The sequence below is a fragment of the Streptomyces sp. NPDC002671 genome, from assembly GCF_053592475.1.
Window position 1 is genome coordinate 80,446 of record NZ_JBSFVU010000013.1, and the last position, 20,896, is coordinate 101,341.

Annotated in this window: 20 protein-coding genes and 1 pseudogene; 12 read left to right on the top strand and 9 right to left on the bottom strand. The window is 70.9% G+C overall.

The window, feature by feature from the left end:
* Positions 1-2 precede the first annotated feature (2 nt).
* Entirely contained in the window at positions 3-701 is a 699-nt protein-coding gene (locus ACWD35_RS21360) for a TetR/AcrR family transcriptional regulator (RefSeq protein WP_451352871.1), read from the top strand.
* On the opposite strand, the gene ACWD35_RS21365 is transcribed toward ACWD35_RS21360, so the two are convergent.
* Positions 698-1,573 carry a MaoC family dehydratase gene (locus tag ACWD35_RS21365; RefSeq protein WP_451352872.1) on the bottom strand — a complete coding sequence of 292 codons (876 nt, stop codon included), beginning with the start codon at positions 1,571-1,573 and terminating at the stop codon, positions 698-700. The two genes, ACWD35_RS21360 and ACWD35_RS21365, sit on opposite strands and share 4 nt — an antisense overlap.
* Positions 1,574-1,858: 285 nt before the next feature.
* Between ACWD35_RS21365 and ACWD35_RS21370 the strand changes: the two genes are divergently transcribed.
* Positions 1,859-3,787 (top strand): AMP-dependent synthetase/ligase, encoded by a 1,929-nt coding sequence (locus tag ACWD35_RS21370; RefSeq protein WP_451352873.1) that lies wholly within the window; start codon positions 1,859-1,861, stop codon positions 3,785-3,787.
* 41 nt (positions 3,788-3,828) lie between these two features.
* On the opposite strand, the gene ACWD35_RS21375 is transcribed toward ACWD35_RS21370, so the two are convergent.
* The 3 genes from ACWD35_RS21375 to ACWD35_RS21385 form a co-directional block, all read right to left on the bottom strand.
* Positions 3,829-4,686 (bottom strand): peptidase, encoded by an 858-nt coding sequence (locus ACWD35_RS21375; protein WP_451352874.1) that lies wholly within the window; start codon positions 4,684-4,686, stop codon positions 3,829-3,831.
* Positions 4,687-4,873: 187 nt separating this feature from the next.
* Positions 4,874-6,277, bottom strand: a complete 1,404-nt coding sequence (locus tag ACWD35_RS21380; protein ID WP_451352875.1) for a beta-propeller fold lactonase family protein — start codon at positions 6,275-6,277, stop codon at positions 4,874-4,876.
* Positions 6,278-6,581: 304 nt separating this feature from the next.
* The gene (locus tag ACWD35_RS21385; RefSeq protein WP_451352876.1) at positions 6,582-7,154 is read right to left on the bottom strand and encodes a hypothetical protein; all 573 of its coding nucleotides are present in this window, start codon (positions 7,152-7,154) and stop codon (positions 6,582-6,584) included.
* Positions 7,155-7,396: 242 nt separating this feature from the next.
* Between ACWD35_RS21385 and ACWD35_RS21390 the strand changes: the two genes are divergently transcribed.
* Positions 7,397-8,296, top strand: coding sequence for a LysR family transcriptional regulator (locus ACWD35_RS21390; RefSeq protein WP_451352877.1), 900 nt, complete (start codon positions 7,397-7,399; stop codon positions 8,294-8,296).
* A gap of 31 nt (positions 8,297-8,327) precedes the next feature.
* On the opposite strand, the gene ACWD35_RS21395 is transcribed toward ACWD35_RS21390, so the two are convergent.
* A complete protein-coding gene (locus ACWD35_RS21395) occupies positions 8,328-8,981 on the bottom strand; it encodes a class I SAM-dependent methyltransferase (RefSeq protein WP_451352878.1) in 654 nt (217 codons plus the stop codon).
* 86 nt (positions 8,982-9,067) lie between these two features.
* On the opposite strand from ACWD35_RS21395, the gene ACWD35_RS21400 reads away from it, so the two are divergent.
* Positions 9,068-10,690 carry a serine/threonine-protein kinase gene (locus tag ACWD35_RS21400; protein ID WP_451352879.1) on the top strand — a complete coding sequence of 541 codons (1,623 nt, stop codon included), beginning with the start codon at positions 9,068-9,070 and terminating at the stop codon, positions 10,688-10,690.
* Here the strand turns inward: ACWD35_RS21400 and ACWD35_RS21405 are convergent.
* Both ACWD35_RS21405 and ACWD35_RS21410 read right to left on the bottom strand, forming a co-directional pair.
* Positions 10,687-11,001 carry an AzlD domain-containing protein gene (locus ACWD35_RS21405; RefSeq protein ID WP_451352880.1) on the bottom strand — a complete coding sequence of 105 codons (315 nt, stop codon included), beginning with the start codon at positions 10,999-11,001 and terminating at the stop codon, positions 10,687-10,689. The two genes, ACWD35_RS21400 and ACWD35_RS21405, sit on opposite strands and share 4 nt — an antisense overlap.
* Positions 10,998-11,708, bottom strand: coding sequence for an AzlC family ABC transporter permease (locus tag ACWD35_RS21410; RefSeq protein ID WP_451352881.1), 711 nt, complete (start codon positions 11,706-11,708; stop codon positions 10,998-11,000). Before ACWD35_RS21410 ends, ACWD35_RS21405 begins: the two co-directional genes overlap by 4 nt.
* A gap of 68 nt (positions 11,709-11,776) precedes the next feature.
* Between ACWD35_RS21410 and ACWD35_RS21415 the strand changes: the two genes are divergently transcribed.
* Complete coding sequence (locus ACWD35_RS21415; RefSeq protein ID WP_451352882.1) at positions 11,777-12,349, top strand: helix-turn-helix domain-containing protein; 573 nt, start codon at positions 11,777-11,779, stop codon at positions 12,347-12,349.
* A gap of 92 nt (positions 12,350-12,441) precedes the next feature.
* Here ACWD35_RS21415 and ACWD35_RS21420 read toward each other — a convergent pair whose 3' ends face one another.
* On the bottom strand, positions 12,442-12,645 hold the full coding sequence (locus ACWD35_RS21420; RefSeq protein WP_069779342.1) for a cold-shock protein: 204 nt from the start codon (positions 12,643-12,645) through the stop codon (positions 12,442-12,444).
* Between the two features lie 286 nt (positions 12,646-12,931).
* On the opposite strand from ACWD35_RS21420, the gene ACWD35_RS21425 reads away from it, so the two are divergent.
* The 7 genes and pseudogenes from ACWD35_RS21425 (at position 12,932) to ACWD35_RS21455 (ending at position 20,530) form a co-directional block, all read left to right on the top strand.
* On the top strand, positions 12,932-13,780 hold the full coding sequence (locus tag ACWD35_RS21425; protein WP_451352883.1) for a menaquinone biosynthetic enzyme MqnA/MqnD family protein: 849 nt from the start codon (positions 12,932-12,934) through the stop codon (positions 13,778-13,780).
* Between the two features lie 246 nt (positions 13,781-14,026).
* Positions 14,027-15,245 (top strand): annotated as a pseudogene (locus ACWD35_RS21430) (RNA-guided endonuclease InsQ/TnpB family protein).
* An 83-nt stretch (positions 15,246-15,328) separates the two neighbouring features.
* Positions 15,329-17,167: a protein kinase domain-containing protein gene (locus ACWD35_RS21435; RefSeq protein ID WP_451352884.1), complete on the top strand. Its 1,839-nt coding sequence runs from the start codon at positions 15,329-15,331 to the stop codon at positions 17,165-17,167.
* Entirely contained in the window at positions 17,167-17,898 is a 732-nt protein-coding gene (locus tag ACWD35_RS21440; RefSeq protein WP_451352885.1) for a prepilin peptidase, read from the top strand. The genes ACWD35_RS21435 and ACWD35_RS21440 overlap by 1 nt, the downstream gene beginning before the upstream one ends.
* Before the next feature lie 72 nt (positions 17,899-17,970).
* On the top strand, positions 17,971-19,185 hold the full coding sequence (mqnC, locus tag ACWD35_RS21445) for a cyclic dehypoxanthinyl futalosine synthase (RefSeq protein ID WP_451352886.1): 1,215 nt from the start codon (positions 17,971-17,973) through the stop codon (positions 19,183-19,185).
* A gap of 7 nt (positions 19,186-19,192) precedes the next feature.
* Entirely contained in the window at positions 19,193-19,792 is a 600-nt protein-coding gene (locus tag ACWD35_RS21450; protein WP_451352887.1) for a hypothetical protein, read from the top strand.
* A gap of 42 nt (positions 19,793-19,834) precedes the next feature.
* Positions 19,835-20,530, top strand: coding sequence for a demethylmenaquinone methyltransferase (locus ACWD35_RS21455; protein ID WP_451352888.1), 696 nt, complete (start codon positions 19,835-19,837; stop codon positions 20,528-20,530).
* Here the strand turns inward: ACWD35_RS21455 and ACWD35_RS21460 are convergent.
* Complete coding sequence (locus ACWD35_RS21460) at positions 20,517-20,834, bottom strand: PASTA domain-containing protein (protein WP_451352889.1); 318 nt, start codon at positions 20,832-20,834, stop codon at positions 20,517-20,519. The genes ACWD35_RS21455 and ACWD35_RS21460 overlap by 14 nt on opposite strands.
* Positions 20,835-20,896: the final 62 nt, after the last annotated feature.

Below are 20,896 nucleotides of genomic sequence, written 5' to 3' on the forward strand. Positions count from 1 at the left end.
CCATGGGCGGGGCGAGGACCAAGCGGATGCCGCGTGCGGTGCGTGAGCAGCAGATGCTCGACGCCGCCGTACGGATTTTCGGCGAGCGTGGCTACATGGCCGCCTCGATGGACGAGATCGCCGAACTCGCCGGTGTGTCGAAGCCGTTGGTCTACCTGTACCTCAACTCCAAGGAAGACCTCTTCACCGCCTGCATCCGCCGCGAGGCCACCGCTCTCACGGAGGCCGTCCGCGCCGGAGTGCGCCCGGAGCTGCCCGCCGACCGCCAGCTCTGGGACGGGCTGCTGGCGTTCTTCGCGCACACCGGCGAGCACCCCGACGCCTGGTCCGTGCTGCACCTCCAGGCCCGTACCCACGGTGAGCCCTTCGCCGCCGAGGTCGCGGCGATGCGCGAGGAGATCGTCGAGTTCGCCACCCGGCTGATCGCGGTCGCGGCCCGGGACGCACTCCCCCACGCTCGAACATGCTCGCGCGGGGGGACCCCCATGGATCCGGGCCTCCCCGAGCGCGAGGTCGCCGGTCTCGCCGAGGCCCTGGTGGGCGCCGCCGAGTCCCTCGCCGCCTGGGCGAACACCACCCCCGGCATGACGCCCCGCCAGGCGGCGGCCACCCTGATGAACTTCGCCTGGTCGGGTCTGGGCAACCTGTTGGACGGCCGGCCCTGGACTCCGCCCGCGCCTCCGGCCTCTGCTGTGGACTAGCTCACCTCTCCCGACAGGTGCAGCTTCCCCCACGCTCGAACATGCTCGCGCGGGGGGACCCCCATCCCTTCGCCCCCGCGCAGCTCGAAGCGGCCGGAGTGGTCCGCCCCGTACGTCACCGTCGCCGGGATCAGCACCGGCGCCCGGAAGTGCGCGCGGACCGTCGTCGCGGTGGGGGTGCCGTGGGCGGCCAGGCAGCGGGACACCGTCCACATGCCGTGCGCGATGGCGCGCGGGAAGCCGAAGAGGCGGGCGGTGAGGGGGTGCAGGTGGATGGGGTTGCGGTCGCCGGACGCGGCGCCGTAGCGCCGGCCGATGTCGCCGGCGAGGCGCCACTCGGCCAGCACAGGGAGCGGAGGCGCAGGCTCGTCCCGTGGCTCTGCGGGGCCGCCGTCGCTCCGGTGCCGGGCGAGGTAGGTGCTCCGCGACTCCCATACGGCATCCCCGCCGGCCCGTAGTTCGGTGACCACCGTGGCCTCCGTGCCGCGCCGGTGCGGGGCCAACCCGTCGATGTGGACGGCGAGTTCGTACTCGCCGGTGGCGGGCAGGCTGCGGCGCCGGACGAGCTCGATCGAGGTGTGGACCAGGCCGAGCAGCGGCAGCGGGAAGTCCCGGCCGCTCATCAGGCGCATGGCCAGCGGGAAGCCGAGGATGTGGGGATACGTCACCGGCAGCGTGTCGTTTTCGGTGGGCAAGCCGCACACCCGCTCGTAGGCGGCGAGCCGGGCCAGGTCGACGCGCAGGCCGGGCAGGACGAGCCGCGTGCGCGGGTACGACGCGTCCGGGGCCGGGCGCTTGAAGGGGGAGCGCAGGGCGCCGCGCGCCAGCAGCGGCGCGAGCGCGGGCGTGCCGGTCAGGTAGCGGTCGGCCATGTGCAACTCCCGCACGACTGGGGTCCAAAAGAGTTACTCTGGAGTAGGGTTACCGAAGGTAAGTCTATGTCGCCGGCGAGGGGAAGGCCGAAGGCGAGATTGACCCGGGACCATCCCCGGACCACCCCCGAACCCGCACAATCCCCCCACAACGGCACCGTACGATCACCCAACTGAACCGTCGGTAACCCCTTTCTGCGGCCCGCCGCCGGTGAACGCCTCGGCAGCCGAGGCCCGTACGCATTGCAGCAAGCAGTCGACCGCTGCACGCCCGAGGAGCCGCCAGTGTCCACCCCGTACCCGAACGCCGCCCCCGTCTCCGCCACCGACTACGACGGCAACCCGGTGCTGGTGGCGCCCGAGACGAAACGGCTGGACGGCGCTGTACGGGAGGCGTCCGTACCGCCCTTCGCACCCCCGGTGACGCACGGCTCGCTCGCCGACCTGCCGTTCGACAACGCCGAGGCGGTCCCCGGCTCCGTCGTCCTCAGCCGCAGGCTGACCGACGGCAGTTGGCGGGACGTCACGGCGGCCGGCTTCGCCGAGCAGGTGCTGGCCGCGGCGAAGGGCCTGATCGCGGAGGGGCTGGTGCCGGGCGACCGCATCGCCGTCATGGCCCGGACGACGTACGAGTGGACGCTGCTCGACTTCGCCGCCTGGGCGGCCGGCCTGGTCACCGTGCCGGTCTACCCCACCTCCTCCGTCTACCAGACCCGCTGGATCCTGCACGACTCCGGCGCGGTCGCCCTGGTCACCGAGACCACCGAACAGGCCTCCGCCATCGGCCCCGAACTCCAGCACCTGCCCGAGCTGCGCCACCTGTGGGTGATGGACAAGGGGCACGTGGAGCTGCTGGGCCAGGCGGGCGCCCACGTCCCGGACGCCGAAGTGGCCGTGCGCCGGGGCATGCTGGGCCCCGACACCCTCGCCACGCTCATCTACACCTCGGGCACCACCGGCCGCCCCAAGGGCTGCGCCCTCTCGCACGGCAACTTCTTCGCCGAGGTCGACAACGCCATCGAACTCCTCTACCCGATCTTCAAGGCGAAGACGGGCGAGGAGCCGTCCGTCCTCCTCTTCCTCCCCATGTCCCACGTCTTCGGGCGGATGGTGGCGATCGCCTGCGTGCGCGCCCGCGTCCGGCTCGGGCACGCGCCCAGCCTGAAGGCGGAGGACCTGCTCCCGGACCTGGCCGCCTTCAAGCCGACCTGTCTGCTGACCATCCCCTACATGCTGGAGAAGGTCTTCAACTCCGCGCGGGCACAGGCGGAGTCGGGCGGCAAGCTCACCGCCTTCGACCGCGCGGTCGCCGTCGCCCGGCGCTACGGCGAGGCGCTGGAGTCCAAGCAGACCGGCACCGGAAGCGGCCCGAACCGGGCCCTGAAGACCGCCCGTTCCTTCTACGACCCCCTCGTCTACCGGCGCATCCGGGCGGCGATGGGCGGCCGGGTGAAGTACGCCATCTGCGGCGGCTCCCCGCTCGGCCGGCGCCTCGCCGCGTTCTACGCGGGCGCGGGCATCGAGATCTTCGAGGGCTACGGCCTGACCGAGACCACCGGCGCCACCACGGTCACCCCACCTCTCAAGCCCCGCCTGGGCACGGTGGGTTGGCCGCTGCCCGGCACCCGGGTGCGGATCGCGGCGGACGGCGAGATCCTGATCGCGGGCGACCACGTCCTGCGCGGCTACTGGGACCCGCAGGCCGGCGGAGTCGTCCCCGCGACGCGGGAGGGCTGGCTGGCCACCGGGGACATCGGCGAGCTGGACGACGAGGGCTATCTGACCATCACCGGCCGCAAGAAGGAGCTGCTGATCACGTCCGGCGGCAAGTCGGTGGCCCCGGCCCCGCTGGAGAACTGGCTCCGCCAGCACCCGCTGATCTCCCAGGTCATGCTGGTCGGTGACGGCCGCCCCTACGTCTCCGCGCTCATCACCCTCGACCCCGACGGCATCACCCACTGGCGCCAGATGCGCGGCAAGCACCCGGTACCGCCGGAACTCCTCGTCGGGGACGTGGAGTTGGAGGCCGTCCTGCAGCGGGCGGTGGAGGAGGCGAACAAGCTGGTCTCGCGACCCGAGTCCATCCGCCGCTTCGCGGTGCTGCCCGCGGACTTCACGGAGGAGGCGGGGCATCTGACCCCGTCGATGAAGCTGCGCCGGGAGCGGATAGCGGCGGACTTCGCGAAGGAGATAGCGGGCCTGTACGGGGGCTGAGGCCCTGTGCCAAGCCCGTTTGCGGCAGACAGGAGAGAAATTCAGGAAATGTCCGTTCCTCCCGCTGCTTGTGGTGCTGGTGTCGGCCCTCGGTCGTTTCGCCGGCGGCGTCGGCGGATCACCAGGACGAGTACGCAAGCGGCCAGGGCCGTGACTGCGGCGGCTGCGGCGTAGAGGAAGGTGCGAGATCTGGCCTTCGCTTTGGCAAGCGTCACGGTTGCTGTGCTGGTCCGTTCCACTGTTCCGCTCCGCAGCGTCAGCTTGGCTTTCCAAGGACCGTCGGGCAGGCCTGGATCAAGGGGAACGGTGACGATGCCCATCCCGTGCGAGGCGAGTGTGACAACGGAGGCCACTCGGAAGGGGCCTGCGCTGATGCCGCCGGGGCCGTCGCGAAGGTCGAGTGCCCCGTTCAGGTCCACCGCTCGCCTGCCAAGGTTGCGGACGGCTGCGGTAATGCTGGGACGGCCCTGTTTGTCACGCGCACCCGTCATCGTCTCGATCTTGAAGTCGGAGAGGGGCTCTCCGCCCGGCCCGATGTCCAAGTAGATCCGCAGTCCCACGCGGGTGATGCTGCCGATGTTGTGGGTGGCGTCCGCTGCCACGCGGTTTTCGGCCCATACGACGGCGTAGCGCTCTCCGGCTTGCGCGGTCCGCGCCACATTGATCGTGATTTCGGCCTTGGCTTTCGAGTGCGGGCCCAGGATCACGAAGGGGGGTTTGACACGGGTCCACTGAGTCAGTTCGTTGGGTGTGCGCTTCGCGGCGAAGGTGAACCCGTCCCGCTGGATGGAGGCGGCGGCCGCGTACAGGTCGATGCGACGTGGGGCGGACGACTTGTTCGAGATCTCGATACCGCGCTTGATCGTCGTGCCCGGCTTGAGGTGGTCGACGATATACATCCGTGCCCGTGGGTCGTTCCGCAGCGCGACAGGGGCTTCGAGGAGCCGGATGCCGAAGGATCCCGGCCCTCTGTCCGCTGCCGTCGCTGAGGTGATGCCGGCCGGAGTAAGGACACCCAGGGCGATCGCCGCCGCGGCGAGAGCCGCGGCGGCGATCAGGGTGAAGCTCCGGTGTTGCGGCGACGGTTTACGCCACAGAATGGGTCACCGTCCCGGTGTAGATGCCGGCGACTGCGGCTGCGGGTACGGCGACGTCCAGGGTGGGGTTCCAGCTGACGGAGTTGTTACCGGAACCGCTCGGCTTGCTGAACGCGGTCCGGGCGGAGGCGAGCGTTCCTGCCGTGCCCGCAGTGAACGGTCCGTTGACGGGGGAGATTGACGCTCCGGGTGTGTAGGTCGTGGCGCTGCCGGTGATGGGGCTGCCACCGGTGGTGGTGAAGGCATCGGTCAGTGAGGCGGTGGCCACCCAACTGGCATCGGCCAGCGATCGCTGGTCGTTCACCGTGACCTGGCCGAGCTGGCCGGTGGCGGTATTGCCTGGGGTGACCGCGCTCAGGGTGGCCGAGTTGGGAACGTTGATGGTCAGGCCGTCCGTGGGGGTGACCTGGAATGTGGTCACCTCGCCCCCCTGGTCCGGGGAGGCCGCCGATCCTGCCGGTCCGCCGCCGACGGTGAGGAGGGTGGCGCTGGCCGTGTCGTTGCTGGTGTCGATCACGGACACGTTGTTGGACTTCTCGTTGGAAACGTAGGCCTTGTTGCCGTTCGCGGTGACGGAGACCCCGAGCGGGCCGGTGCCGATGTTCGTCGTGATGGTGGTGGAAACGGCGTCAGTGGTGGTGTTGATCACCGACACACTGTTCCCATCGTTGTTCGTGACGTAGGCCTTGGCCCCGTTGGGAGTCACGGCCACCCCGCGGGGGCCTTGGCCCACGGCGATGGGGGTGGCGCCGACACTGTCGTCGGCAGTATTGATCACCGACACGTTGTTCGAGCCTCCGTTGGTGACGTAGGCCTTGGCCCCGTTGGGAGTCACGGCCACCGCGTCGGGAAGCGTGCCGACGGTGATGGTGGAGCTGACCGTGTCGGTGGCGGTGTTGATGACCGACACGTTGTTCGAGCCTGCGTTGGTGACGTAGGCCTTGGCGCCGTTGGGAGTGACGGCCACCCCGATGGGATTCGAGCCGACGGTGATGGCGGTGGCACCGACGGTGTCGTTCGCGGTGTTGATCACTGAGACGGTGCCATCGGTGGAATTGACCACGTAGGCCTTTGTGCCGTCAGGGGTGACGGCCACCCCCAGAGGTCCGCCGCCGACGGCGATGGTGTTGCTTACGGTGTTGTTGGCGGTGTTGATGACCGACACGTTGTTCGAGCCGTTGTTCGTGACGTAGGCCTTGGTGCCGTTCGGGACGATGGCCACGCCGAAGGGAGTCGTGCCGACGGCGATCGGGGCGGCACCGACGGTGTCGTTCGTGGTGTTGATCACCGAGACGGTGTTATCGGCGTCATTGGCCACATAGACGTAGTTCGACGGGGCGGCGGCTGCAGGAGGCGCAGCGACCATGGGCAGGACCAACGAGGCCATCGCCATCAAACCCACCACGGCCCGTCGCCCAGCTGATACGCCTTCACCCCCTCTCCGTCGTCCGAACCATCCCTGTGGCCGCCCTTCGGGGCGGCCACCAAATTCCGGCGAATAAGCCCGGTGTCCGAGCACGGAGACCTCCGCGTCCACGATGGTGACGCCCGCACACACGTCAAGGCGCCGAGATCATCTGCGATGACTCGGAGGTCAATTTATGGGCATTGCTTACCGCAATAACCGGAATTGAAATAGAGCGTGTCGTATTCCTTTTATATGCCGAATAAGTCCCTGGGTGGCCGGCCGGCGGGGCTCAAGCCACTGAATGCGTCACCACGCCCCGGTAGACACCGGCCACCCCGTCGGCGGGCACATGGACGATCAAAGCGGGGTTCCATGCAACAGAGTTGCTGCCGGAACCGCTCGGATGGCTGAACGCCATACGGACGTTGGCCAGGCTCCCGGGGTGACCGGGGGTAAACGGTCCGTTGAACGCATCGATCGCCGTTCCGGGGCGGTAGGCCACGTGACCTCCGGAGATCGTCTCATCGAAGTCGGGTGAACCGGCCGTGAAGTCCTCGCTCACGGTGACGGTGGCTACCCAAGCGGCATCCCGCGCGGCCCGCTCGTCGGTGACGCGAACTTTGCCGAGGCGGCCAGAGGTCTCGTCCCCCGGAGGCGCACCGGACAGCACGGCGGCGCAGGGAGCGGATACATACAGGCCCCCAGGCGCGACCACCTCGAACCTCACCCGGGTGTCCGCGCTGCTCGCGCTGTCCGCGCTGTCACCCGCGCCGACTGGCGCAGCGCCCAGCGCAGCGACCGCCCCGGCGGCGAGGAGGGCGCCTCTCGCCAGTGACATTGCACTACTGTTGCCGTTTGTCATAAATGCACGATATGCAACAAAATATGACTATACGTTTTTTACGCCACCAAATGGCGGAACCCGGTGCCCCAGCTGAGGGTCGGCACCCGCTCCGGCCTGCTCCCGTCTCGTCCGGACTCGACGGGGGCGCGGAGCGGGTTGCCGCCTGGGTCGATCGCGGCCCGCTGTCGATCCTCGTACGGCCTCCGAAGCCAGTCAATCCTTGGGTTTCCTCGCCAAATCCAAGTGTTAGCTTGGGTGTTGTGACGCTGGACGATCTTCGTGTGTTCGTGGCCGTGTGCCGTGCGGGCAGCCTCAGTTCCGTCGGGCGGGAGCTGGACTGTACCCAGTCGGCCGTCAGTCAGCACGTCAAACGGCTGGAACGGGAGACCGGGGTGGCCCTGCTGGAACGCCAGCCGCGCGGGGTGGTCCCCACGCAGGCCGGCCGCATACTCGAAGCCGCCGCGGCTGAGGGCATCTCCGGACTCGACCTGGCGGTACGGCAGTTGCGGGACCTGGTCGACGGGCACAGCGGCTACGTCCGCGTGGCCACCGGCGCTACGACCGTCCGGCACTTCATGTCGGACGCAGTGGTCACGTTCCGGCGCCGCCACCCCCGGGTCAACCTCGAATTCCGGACGGTCAGTTCGGGGCGCGGCAGCTTCGACGCGCTCTCCGACGGCACCCTCGACCTCGCCTGGATCACCGTCGGCCCGCCGGTGCGGGGTATCGAGCAACGGACGGTGGCGGAGTTGCCGTGGCTGCTCGCGCTACGCGCCGACGACCCCCTGGCGGGGCGGTCCGCTCTTGATGTTGCTGAGCTGGGCGACGTCCGCCTCATCCGCCTCCCCCCGAACTCCACCTCCGCCGCCCACCTCGACGCGGCCTGCGCCGAGCTGGGCGTGAGGTTCAGCTACGACACGAGCGTCGCCGACTGGGATACGGCGTTGCTGCTTGCGGAGCTGGGGGTGGGGCGGGCGGTGGTGCCGGCCGTGCCCGGGCTGCCGGCGCCGGGGGAAGGGGAGCTGCGGCTCGTCCCGCTGCCGGGCTTGCGGCCGTTGCCCGTCGGCTGGGCCGTCCGCCGGTGGGACGCCCTCAGCCCTCCGGCACGGGCGTTCGCGGACACGGTCGTCGAATGCCGGTCCCGCGTCGGGGCGGGGTGAGTGACAGGTCCGCCCACACGGTCTTGTCTGATCAGCCTTCCTTCTGGGCGAACAGGAACGCCTGCGGGATTGACTCCGCCAATCCCTCGTCGCCCGGTTCGCGCACGGTGCTGGACCGCAGCGCGAAACCGGCGTCGGCCAGCAGCTTGGCCATGTCCTCTGGGCGGCGCCGGTGGAAGTCCAGGGTGACCGCGTGTCCCCACGGCTGGTCGAGGCGGCGCGGCACGTCGCCCACCTGGAAGGCGAGCAGGAGGTGCCCGCCCGGGGCGAGTACGCGATGGAACTCACCGAACAGTGCGGGGAGTTCGTCCACAGGCGTGTGGATGCTGGAGTACCAGGAGACGACACCCGCCAGCGAGCCGGAGGCCATGGGGAGGTCCAGCATGGAGCCCTGCTCGAAACGCAGTTCAGGGTGGTTGCGACGGGCGATCGCGACCATGGACGCGGACAGATCGAGCCCGAGGACGGACAGGCCCAGCGAGGCGAGGTGGCCGGTGGCCACGCCGGGGCCGCAGCCGAGGTCGGCCACGGTTCCGCCGGGCCCGACCAGTTCGGCGTACGCACGGAGCAGCGCCCGCTCCAGCGGCTTGTCGCCGATATGGTCGCCGAAGTGGCCGGCGTAGTCCTCGGCGACGGTGTCGTAGAAGGTGCGCGTGGCGGTCAGGAAGTCCTCGGTGTCGGTCATGGGGAGGGACCGTAGCGGGCCGCACTGACATCCCCGTTTAGGCTGCTGGCGTTGGCCAAAGCAGTTGAACGGGGGGTAGTGGGCCGATGAACCATGCGACGGAGGTCTTCCAGCCACTCCAGGCGGACGATCCACCCGTGGTGGCCGGGTACCGGCTCGCCGCCCGGCTCGGGGCGGGTGGCATGGGCCGGGTCTACCTCTCGCACACCCAGGGTGGCCGTCCCGTGGCGATCAAGGTGGTGCGGCCGGAGCTGGCGGACGACCCGGGCTTCCGGCGGCGGTTCGGCAGGGAGATCGAGGCGGCCCGGCGGGTCCGCGGCGCGTACACCGCCGAGCTGATCGACGCGGACGCGGACGGCGTACCGCCGTGGCTGGCCACGCTGTACGTGCCCGGTTCGTCCCTGACGGAGGCCGTGGCCCGGCGCGGGCCGCTGCCGGTGCAGGCGGTGCTGTGGCTGATGGCGGGCGTGGCCGAGGCGTTGCAGGCCATCCATGCCGAGGGCATCGTGCACCGGGACCTGAAGCCGTCGAACGTGCTGTTGGCCGCCGACGGGCCGAGGGTGATCGACTTCGGCATCGCGCTGGCCGCGGACGGGACCTCGTACACGGCGACGGGGAGCACGATCGGCACGCCCTCCTTCATGGCTCCGGAGCAGGCGTCCGGGGGTGAGGTCACGGCGGCGACCGATGTCTTCGCGCTCGGCCAGACCGCGGCGTTCGCGGCGCTGGGCAGGCCGCTGTACGGCGACGGCCAGGGGATCAACGTGCTGTACCGGATCGTCCACTCCGAACCGGATCTGACCCTGCTGCCCGAGCCGCTGCGTCCGCTGTTCGCCCGGTGCCTGGCCGCCGATCCGGCGGAGCGGGCCACTCCGGCGGAGGTCGTGGAGTGGTGCCGGCAGCGGCTGGGCGCGGATGCCGACGCGGGCGGGGGGCCCGCCGTGTGGCGGGAGATCACCGGGCCGGAGGTCGCGGTCCCGGCGCCGGTGTCCGACCCCACCCCGGCGTACCCGCAGCCGCTGATCGGGTACGCGCGGACGACGGCCGGGTGGCCGCAGCCGACGCCGGAGCAGCGGAAGGCCCGCAGGCGGCGCGCCGCACTGATCACGGCCGTCGGTGTGGCGGGGGGTGCGCTGCTGGTGACGGCCCTGGCGTGGTCGCTCATGGATGCGAAGGACCGGCGCGGCGACCGGGACACGGCCGGCTCCACGACGTCTGCCACGGGTCCGGCCGCACGGTCGTCGGCGTCCTCGCCGGCTTCCGCGCCGGGGTCCGCGCCGGGGTCCACGTCCGGAGCTTCGCAGTCCTCCTCGGCCACGCCCCGGGAGCCGCAGCCCGAGCCGTACGCCCCGGTGATGCTGGACGCGAAGAACCCGCTGAGCCTCAAGGACCCGGACGCCCATTCGAAGAACCGGAAGCGGGACATCCGTTTCGACTGCAAGACGAACAGTTGCGAACTGGAGAGCGACACCAGTGTGTTCGTCCAGATCTTCGGGGGGCACGGCACCACCCTCGACATGTGCCGTCTCATGCTCGCGCACGAGAAGAATCACACCCTCCCGCTGGCCGCGGCGGCGAACGGCACCGAGATCTGCATCAAGGACGCCTCGGGAGACATCGGGCTCTTCGTGATCCAGACGAAGTCGACCGCGATACCGGACATCGCCTTCCTCCAGGGGGACCTGACGGTCTGGCGGGACGCGGCCTAGCTCACCCCGGCAAGTCGCAGCAGCGCCGTCGTCGCCGCGGCGGCCAGGACCACCACGGCGAAGGGGGCCCGGCGCCAGGCCAGGGCGGCGCCGGTCAGGACCCCGGCGGGGCGGGCCCAGCCCGCGAAGCCGCCGCCCTCGGTCAGGGCCCCCGTGGCGAGCAGGGCGACGAGCAGGACGACAGCCCCGGCCATGGCCAGCTCCTGCACCCGGGGCGGTATCTCCACGCGCCCGTGCAGCACGGGTCCTACCAGCCGGAAGGCGTACGTGCCAACCGCCAGGGCCAGGATCACGACGACGGTGGCATTCATGCGGCGGCCTCCACGGGCGACGGTCGGCGGTGCAGGAACAGTCCGGCCAGGGCGAGCAGCACCGGCACCCCCGCAGGCACCGCAGGCGTCACCGCGAGGGCGATCGCGGCGCCGAGCAGGGCGCATCGCCGTACCGTCGCGTCCGCGCGCAGCGACGGCAGGACCAGGGCCACCAGAACCGCGGGGAAGGCGGCGTCGAGGCCGTAGCGGGCGGTGTCGCCCAGCGCGCTCCCGGCCAGGGCGCCCGCCAGCACGCCGGTGTTCCATACGGCGAACAGGCCGAGCCCGGAGATCCAGAACGCCCTCCGCTGCCGTACCGGGTCCGGCTGGGCGAGGGCGAAGGCTACGGTCTCGTCGGTGACGAGGTGGGCGCCCAGGAAGCGGCTCACCCGGCTCGTGCCGATGATGTCGGCGACGGCGAGGCTGAAGGCCGCCGTACGGGTGTTCAGGAGGAGGCCGGTGGCCGCCGCGGCCAGCGGGCCGCCCCCGGCGATCAGGATGCCGACCGCGCTGAACTGGGCCGACCCGGCGTACACCACGAGCGACATCAGCACCGGCACCCACACCGGCAGCCCGCCGGCCACGGAGACGGCGCCGAAGGAGACGCCGACGATGCCGCTGGCCAGCCAGACGAGTGAACTGTCCCGGACGAGGGAACGGTCGCCGGGTGTTTGGAGTGTGCGGACTGTTCGGAGAAACGAACGCATGTTTCCTACAATGAACAGTAGGGCACCTGTCCGTCAAGCCGAACGATCATACCGATGGAGCGAACGACATGGCCGATGCACCCGAGGCCCCCGCGCGGCTCCCGATGGAGTGGATCGCCGCCTCCCTCAAGCGCGAGCGCGCCCGCGTCGGCCTGTCCCTGTCCGAGCTGGCCAAGCGCGCCGGAATCGCGAAGTCCACGCTCTCCCAGCTGGAGGCGGCGAGCGGGAACCCGAGCATGGAGACGATCTGGGCGCTCGCGGTGGCGCTCGGGGTGCCGTTCAGCGCGCTGGTGGAGCCGCCCGCGCCCGCCGTACAGGTGATCCGGGCCGGCGAGGGCCCCGCGGTCCACTCCGACCAGTCCAGCTATCTGGCCTCGCTGCTGTCCGCGTGCCCGCCGGGCGCGCGCCGGGACATTTACTACGTGTGGCTGGAGCCGGGGACCCTCCGGGATTCCGAGCCGCACATTCCGGGGACCACCGAGCACATCGTGGTCACGGAGGGGAAAGTGAAGGCCGGGCCGCGCGGGGAAGGCGTGGAGCTGGGGCCCGGGGACTACATGTCGTACCGGGGGGACGTTCCGCATACGTACGAGGCGCTCACCACCGGAACGAAGTTCGTTCTGATCATGCAACATATGTGAACGCGAATTGAACAGAAAAAGGCAGGAGCCCCGTCGCCTTACGGCGTGGGGCTCCTTGGGTACTGCTCTCAGGTTCTGCGATCAGGCAGAGATCAGACGGGGGTGACGTTCTCCGCCTGCGGACCCTTCGGGCCCTGCGTCACGTCGAAGCTCACCTGCTGGTTCTCCTCAAGGGAGCGGAAGCCGGCAGCGTTGATCGCGGAGTAGTGAACGAAGACGTCGGGGCCGCCGCCCTCCTGGGCGATGAAGCCAAAGCCCTTTTCGGCGTTGAACCACTTAACGGTTCCGGTAGCCATAAGCCCTCCTTGGGCTCAAAAGGGTTGCCCTGCTCCAGAACCTGCAAGTGCGAAACGGTGCTGCACAACGCATATGTCTGAAAACGACGAGAGCCCGCGGTTACATGCTCCGCAGGCTCTGTACTGCAAGGGAAACCAAACTGCAACTTGCGGCGAGCCTAGCATGCAGGCAGCCGAAAGCAATAGAGGTCAAGATCACTTCACCCGGATGTTTGAACATCCGGGTAGGCGGCTTGACGGCGGGGTCGGTCTCAGCACCGCACCTCACGGGGTCTAGTCTCGCGATGTGGACAATTCCCGCACCCGGCCGCGCGTAGGCCACATCCAGTTCCTGAACTGCCTGCCCCTGTACTGGGGGCTCGCGAGAACCGGCACGCTCCTCGACTTCGAGCTGACGAAGGACACCCCGGAGAAGCTCAGCGAGGGGCTGGTGCGCGGCGACCTCGACATCGGACCCATCACCCTTGTCGAGTTCCTCAGGAACGCCGACGATCTGGTCGCCTTCCCGGACATCGCCGTCGGCTGCGACGGCCCGGTGATGTCCTGCGTGATCGTTTCGCAGGTCCCCCTCGACCGGCTGGACGGCGCCCGCGTCGCCCTCGGCTCGACCTCGCGCACCTCGGTCCGGCTGGCCCAGCTCCTGCTGGCCGAGCGCTACGGCGTCCAGCCCGACTACTACGCCTGCCCGCCCGACCTCAGCCTGATGATGCAGGAGGCGGAGGCCGCCGTACTCATCGGCGACGCGGCCCTGCGCGCCAACCTCATCGACGGCCCGCGCTTCGGCCTGACCGTCCACGACCTGGGCGCGCTGTGGAAGGAGTGGACCGGCCTGCCGTTCGTCTTCGCGGTGTGGGCGGCCCGCCGGGACTACCTGGAGCGCGAGCCGTTCATCACCCGCCGGGTCCACGAGGCCTTCCTCGCCTCCCGCAACCTCTCCCTGGAGGAGGTCGGCAAGGTCGCCGAACAGGCGTCCCGCTGGGAGACCTTCGACGAAGCCACCCTGGAGGAGTACTTCACCACGCTCGACTTCAGCTTCGGCGCCCCGCAGTTGGAGGCGGTCGCGGAGTTCGCGCGCCGGGTCGGCCCGACGACCGGGTTCCCGGCGGACGTGAAGGTGGATCTGCTTCAGCCGTAGTCACCGGCATTCCTGGAGGATGCCCCGGCCTTCAGGCCGGGGAGGAATCCGGCTTCCCGCGTAGCGGGGCAGGAGACGCCGGATCGCCATCGGTCGATACGGCGTCCGCCAGAGGAGCGGCGAGGGCGGCCTCCAGGAGGCGGAGGAGGGACCGCCGGTCCGCTGTAGCTTGGGCGGTCACCCGATCGTGTAGGTCTGCCGGAATCCGGGGTGAGGAACGGATCATGACGCTACGTTGGCGCCGTGATGACGCCAGGTGTAGCCGACGAGGCCGGGCACGCCCGGTACACATACCGGCTTCGCATGTCGTCCACCGCCCATACCGTGCTGCTGGCGGAATGGGACCGGTGCCGGTGGATCTGGAACGAGTGCGTCGCGAAGTCCAAGGCCGTCCACCTGCACAACAAGGCCAGGCGCGGGAAGCGGACGTGTGGCCCGGCGCAGCTCGACAGGATGCTGACCGAGGCGCGTTGGCGTACGCCGTGGCTGCGTGAGGGCAGCTCAGTTCCTCAGCAGCAGGTGATCCGGGACTTCGGCAGGTCACGAGCCAAAGCGCTGAAGGACGTCCGGGAACGCCTGCCGCAGCGGCAGCGGGCCGGGATGCCGACGTGGAAGAAGAAGCGCGAGGCCTTGCCGACGCTGAACTACACCCGGCGCGGGTTCCGGCTGAAGGACGGCCGTCTGCATCTGGCGGGCGGGATCGTGCTGACGGTGGTGTGGTCGCGGGAGTTGCCCGCCGAACCCTCCTCGGTACGCGTGTACCAGGACAGTGCCGGGCACTGGTACTGCTCGTTCGTGGTCCCCGCCCAGGTACAGGTGCTGCCGGAGACCGGCCGGGTGCTCGGTGTGGACTGGGGCGTGAAGGAGACCGCGACCACCACCTCCGACGCCCACGACCTCCCGCACGCCCAGCACGGCCGCAAGGCGCAGGCCAGGCTGACCCGGTACGACCGGATGATGGCCCGCCGCAGACCGAAGAAGGGGCAGGCCGCCTCGAAGGGCTACCGGGAGGCGAAGAAGTGGCGGGCGCGGACCTACCAGAAGATTGCCCGGCAGCGGCAGGATGCCGGCCGTAAGTGGGCGAAGAAGGCCGTGACCGACCACGACGCCATCGCCGTGGAGGACTTCAGGCCGAAGTTCCTCGCCAAGACCAGCATGGCGCGCAAGGCGGCGGACGCCGCGATCGGCGCCACGAAGAGGGCCCTGATCGAGATGGGCCGCAAGCACGGGCGGGACATCCGTCTCGTGAACCCTGCGCACACCACCATGGACTGTGCATCGTGCGGAGCGAGAACCAAGCACGCACTGCCGCTGTCCGAGCGCACCTACACTTGCACCGCGTGCGGAGCTGTCTCCCCCCAGAGACAAGAACTCCGCGCGTGTGATGCTCGTCCGGGCTGGTCTGAACCCGGCTGGTGTCGAGGGTGTAAGACCTCGGGGAGCGCCGCTCCCGGAGGCAGCCTGAGCCAGTAATCCCCTCTCCTCAGGGAGGGGAGCAGTCAATACGCTGCGGGTAGTTCAGGGGGGCCGGGGGGAGAGATGCACGCCATGCACCCGCTCGGAGCCGACGAACCGACCGCCGTCGGGCCCTACCGGCTGCTCGGCCGGCTCGGCTCCGGTGGCATGGGCCGGGTCTACCTGGGCCGCAGCGCGGGCGGCCGTACCGTCGCCGTGAAGATCGTGCACCCGCACCTCGCGCTCGACGAGGAGTTCCGGGCCCGGTTCCGGCGCGAGGTGGAGGCGGCCCGCATGGTCGGCGGTGCCTGGACCGCGCCCGTCCTGGACGCGGACCCGGAGGCCGCGGTGCCCTGGGTCGCCACGGTGTACGCGGCGGGCCCGTCCCTGGCCGCGGCGGTCGCCGACGGCGGCGCGCTGCCGGCCCCTTCGGCACGGGCCCTGGGCGCGGGCCTCGCCGAAGCGCTCGCCGCGGTGCACGAACTGGGCCTCGTCCACCGGGACGTCAAGCCGTCCAACGTGCTGCTCACCCTGGACGGCCCCCTCCTCATCGACTTCGGGATCGCCCGGGCCATGGACGGCACGGCGTCCCTGACCTCCACCGGTGTGTCGGTCGGCTCGCCGGGCTACATGTCCCCCGAACAGATCCTCGGCAAGGGCGCGACGGGCGCGGCGGACGTCTTCTCTCTCGGCGCGGTGCTCGCCTACGCGGCCACCGGCGAGCCGCCCTTCTCCGGTGACAGCTCGGCCGCGCTGCTCTACAAGGTCGTCCACGAGGAGCCGGAACTCGGCTCGCTGGGCGGAGACTTGCGGGAGGTGGCCGAGGCCTGCCTGGCCAAGGACCCCGCGTCCCGGCCGGCCCCCGCCGAGGTGAGCCGCCGGCTCGCCCCCGTAGGCGCCGCCCGCCTGGTCGCGGGCGGCTGGCTGCCGGGCACCCTGGTGGAACAGGTCAGCCGTCGTGCCGTAGAGCTTCTGAACCTGGAGACGACCGCCGGGCCGGAGCCGGCACCGTCCGGGCCGGTGGAGTTCGCCGGCCCTTCGGTGGACGACGTCAGCGGACCCGCGGCAGGCGGGCAGACCCCGGCGCCCGCGTGGGGGCCGGGTGCCGGTGCGCCGGTGCCGGCGCCGCCCGCTTCCAGTACCGGTGGCGGTGGGTCCGCTTTCCCGGCCGGTGTGGGCGTGTTCGGGCCCGCTCCTGTGATGGGGCCCGCTCCTGTGAAGGCAGCCGGTGGCGCGGCGGACACCGGGCCCGGGGGTGCCGCCTTCGGTGCGCCCACGGTCGTACCCGGTACGCAGGACGCGGTGCCGCCCGGCAAGCTGTCCGTCAGCGTGTCCGCGACCTCCGGGCCGGGTGACGGCGGGCGCGGGCGGCGGGTCAGCTGCACGGTGGCGCTGGCGGTCGCCGGGGCGGTGGCCGCCGTCTCCGTGGGGCTCGGGGTGCTGCAACCGTGGTCCGGCGGCGGTACGACCGAGGCCGGCAGTTCCCCCGCCTCCCCGGCACCGACCGCGGCCGGCAGCGAGACCCCCTCCGCCTCCACGGATCCGGGCGGCGACGGCGCCGGGGATCCCGAGAAGCCCGGCACCGTCCCGGCCCGTTACCTCGGCACCTGGGAGGGCGAGGCCACCGGCCTCGGCGGCGCCCTGGCCATGGGCACCTTCCGGGTCACGGTCCACCAGGCGGGCGTGGGCGAGGAGTTGGGGAAGATGCGGCAGACCGACCAGCTGGGCACCGTCTGCACCGACGTCCTCACCCTCAAGAAGGTCACGAAGACCCAGGTCCTGGCCACCGCGGCGGGCGCCAGGACCAATCACCCCGGCTGCAACCCCACGCCCCACCAGGTCGAGTTGACCCCCGTCGGCGACGATCTCCGCTACACCTCGGACAGTTCGGCCGAAGGCAACCCGGTTTCCCGGATGTCGAAGGTCGGTTAGTGGAGCCGGGGGAGTGGTTCCTCGTCCTCGCCGGCGCGCTGTGGGGCGCCGCGGCGGGCGCGCTGCTGCCCCGCGCCGCCTACCGCTTCGCCGTACCGGTGGACGAGCCGTGGCGGGAGCGGTGCCCGAACGGCCACCCGATCCGGGGCTGGCTGGGCGCCGCACGTTGCGCCGACTGCCCCCCGCCCACGTTCTCCGGGTCCGCCCCTCTTGTCCTCGTCACCGCCCTCACCTGTGCCGCGCTCGCCGCCGCCACCGGTGTCCGGCCGGAGTTGGCGGTCTGGCTGCTGCTCGCGCCCGTGGGTGTCCTGCTGGCCGCCGTGGACTTCCGGGTGCAGCGGCTACCGGATCCGCTGACCCTGCCGCTCGCGGCAGCCGCCCTCGCCCTGCTCGGCCTGGCCGCGCTGCTGCCCGCGCACGCCGGGCATTGGCTCACCGCGTTGTACGGCGCCCTCGCGCTCGGCGGCGGGTACTACGTGCTGTACCGCCTCAACCCGGCCGGCATGGGCTTCGGCGATGTGAAGCTGGCGCTCGGCACGGGCGCCGCCCTCGGCTGGTACGGCTGGCCGACCGTACTGCTCGGCGCCTTCCTCGGCTTCCTGCTGGGCGCGCTCTACGGCGCCGCGCTCGTGCTCGCCCGGCGGGCGGGGCGCAGGACGGCCATCCCGTTCGGGCCGTTCCTGCTGGCCGGGGCCTTCGCGGGGCTGCTGCTCGGCGCGTCCGCGGCCTGACCGTGGACGGCCGGTACTGCTGGCGTAGGCTGGCTCGGTCCGTCCATAACCCTTGACGAAAGGGACGCCCCGGTGTCCGAGAAGGCCGACCTCGCTTCCGTTGATGTCACTGCCGTACTCGACCGAGCCGCGGCGGGCGGACGCATCACCCCCGAGGAGGCGCTCGTCCTCTACCGCGACGCCCCGCTGCACGCGCTGGGCGCCGCCGCCGACGCCGTACGCCGCCGTCTGTACGCCGGCACCGAGCACATCGCGACGTACATCATCGAGCGCAACATCAACTACACGAACGTGTGTGTCACGGCGTGCAAGTTCTGCGCCTTCTATGCGCCGCCGAAGGACAAGGCGAAGGGCTGGACCCGCGACCTCGACGACATCCTGCGCCGCTGCGCGGAGACCGTCGAACTGGGCGGCACCCAGATCATGTTCCAGGGCGGCCACCACCCGGACTACGGCGTCGAGTACTACGAGAAGCACTTCAAGGCCATCAAGGAGGCCTTCCCGCAGCTGGTGATCCACTCGCTGGGCGCCTCCGAGGTCGAGCACATGGCCCGGATCAGCGGGGTGTCGGTCGAGGAGGCCATCACCCGCATCCACGAGGCGGGTCTCGACTCCTTCGCCGGCGCCGGTGCCGAACTGCTGCCCGCCCGCCCGCGCAAGGCCATCGCCCCGCTGAAGGAGAGCGGCGAGCGCTGGCTGGAGATCATGGAGATCGCGCACAGGCTGGGCGTGGAGTCCACCTCCACCATGCTCATGGGCACGGGCGAGACCAACGCCGAGCGCATCGAGCACCTGCGGATGATCCGTGACGTGCAGGACCGCACCGGTGGCTTCCGGGCGTTCATCCCGTACACCTACCAGCCCGAGAACAACCATCTGAAGGGCCGTACGCAGGCCACTCTCTTCGAGTACCTGCGGATGATCGCGATCGCCCGCCTGTTCCTGGACAACGTCCGGCACATCCAGGGCTCCTGGCTCACCACCGGCAAGGAGGTCGGCCAGCTGTCCCTGCACTACGGCGCGGACGACCTCGGCTCGATCATGCTGGAGGAGAACGTGGTCTCCTCGGCGGGCGCCAAGCACCGCTCCAACCGCCTGGAGATCATCGACCTCATCCGCAAGGCAGGCCGCGTCCCGGCGCAGCGTGCCACGACGTACGAGCACCTCGTCGTGCACGACGACCCGGCGAACGACCCCGCCGACGACCGCGTGGTCTCCCACATCTCCTCCACGGCCATCGAGGGCGGCACGGCCCACCCCGAGCTGAAGCTGCTCGCCTCCAACTAGGCGCATTGTGCTGACACTTCACGTCGCCGAGCGGTCTCCCGAGACGGCGGTTCTGGTCGACGGGGCGTTCGTCGCCGCCGTCGGCCCGTACGAGGAACTGGCCGCTGCCGAGCCCCGGGCCAAGGTGCGGCGCTGGCCCGGCATCCTCACCCCGGGGCTGCTGAACCCGTACGGTCCGGAGCTGCTGGAGGCCACCTACCACCCCGACCCCCGCGAGGCCGACGTCCTGGGCACCGAGCCCATCGGCGGGGAGCGGGCGCGGGAGATCTTCCGCGCCGATCCCGCACGCCTCGGCGCGAGCGCGCGACGCGGGGTGCAGCGGATGCTGGCGCACGGCACGGTGGCGGTGGCCGGGGAGCTGCGGTCGCGGGCCGTGGTCGACGCGGTGCGCAGGGCCGGACTCGCGGTGGGGCAGCGGCCCGACCGCCTCCCGGGTCCGGCGGCGCTGTCCCCGGCCCCGCTGGTCCTGCTGCCGCAGCTCGTCCCGGGCGGGCCGGCCCGCTTCGCCGTGTTCGACGTCGCGGACCGCGCCGAACTGGTCCGCCGCGGCGCCGGGACCTGTGTGGCGACCGTGATCGGCGGGCGGTTGGTGTACCGGGGCCGCTGAGCCGCGCGCGGTCCCCCGAACCCGGGCTGCAACAATGAGCGGGTGACCCGCGCTTCCCTGAACAAGCAGCCGCACGAAGTCGCCTCGATGTTCGACGACGTGGCGGAACGGTACGACCTGACCAACGACGTGCTGTCGCTCGGCCAGGACCGGATCTGGCGCAAGGAGGTGGCGAAGGCGGTCGACGCGCGCCCCGCCCAGAAGGTTCTCGACCTCGCGGCCGGTACGGCCACGTCCTCGCTGCCGTTCGCACAGGCCGGCGCCTACGTCGTCCCCTGCGACTTCTCCCTCGGGATGCTCCGCGTCGGCAAGAGGAAGAACACCTGGCTGCCGTTCACGGCGGGCGACGCGACCCGGCTGCCGTTCAAGGACGACACCTTCGACGCCGTCACGATCTCCTTCGGCCTGCGTAACGTGCAGGACACGGACGCGGCCCTGCGCGAGATGTACCGGGTGACCCGGCCCGGCGGGCGCGTGGTGATCTGCGAGTTCTCGCACCCGACCTGGGCGCCCTTCCGGACCGTCTACACCGAGTACCTGATGCGGGCGCTGCCGCCGGTCGCGCGCGCGGTGTCCTCGAACCCGGATGCGTACGTCTACCTCGCCGAGTCCATCCGGGCCTGGCCCGACCAGCCCGCCCTCGCCGAGCGGCTGCAGAAGGCGGGCTGGTCGAAGGTGGCCTGGCGCAACCTCACCGGGGGTGTGGTCGCGCTGCACCGGGGCTTCAAGGAGAGCTGAACCCCGCCACGGCGTACGGGTCGCCGGGCTCGTCCAGTTCCCGTTGCAGTCCACCCGAGGGCGGCCGTGGGATGCGCGGCTCGCGCACGCCTCCGCCGCCCTCGCCCTCACCGAAGTCGAACCACACGTACACCATCGACTCCCGCGGCACCTCGGCGCCGGGCTGCGGATACTGGCGTACGACATGGTCGACGACGGTGCGTTGGAAGTCCGGCCGGTCCGGCGCGCTCAGGAACAGGCCCCGCGCCCTTGCCGTTTCGCGCGCGTCCACGGCCATGAGTCCGACCAGCCGCGGGACACGCACTTCGGGTGTTTTGGGTGTTATGTGCACAGATGTCACCCCCAGCGGTACTGGCAGGGTAACTC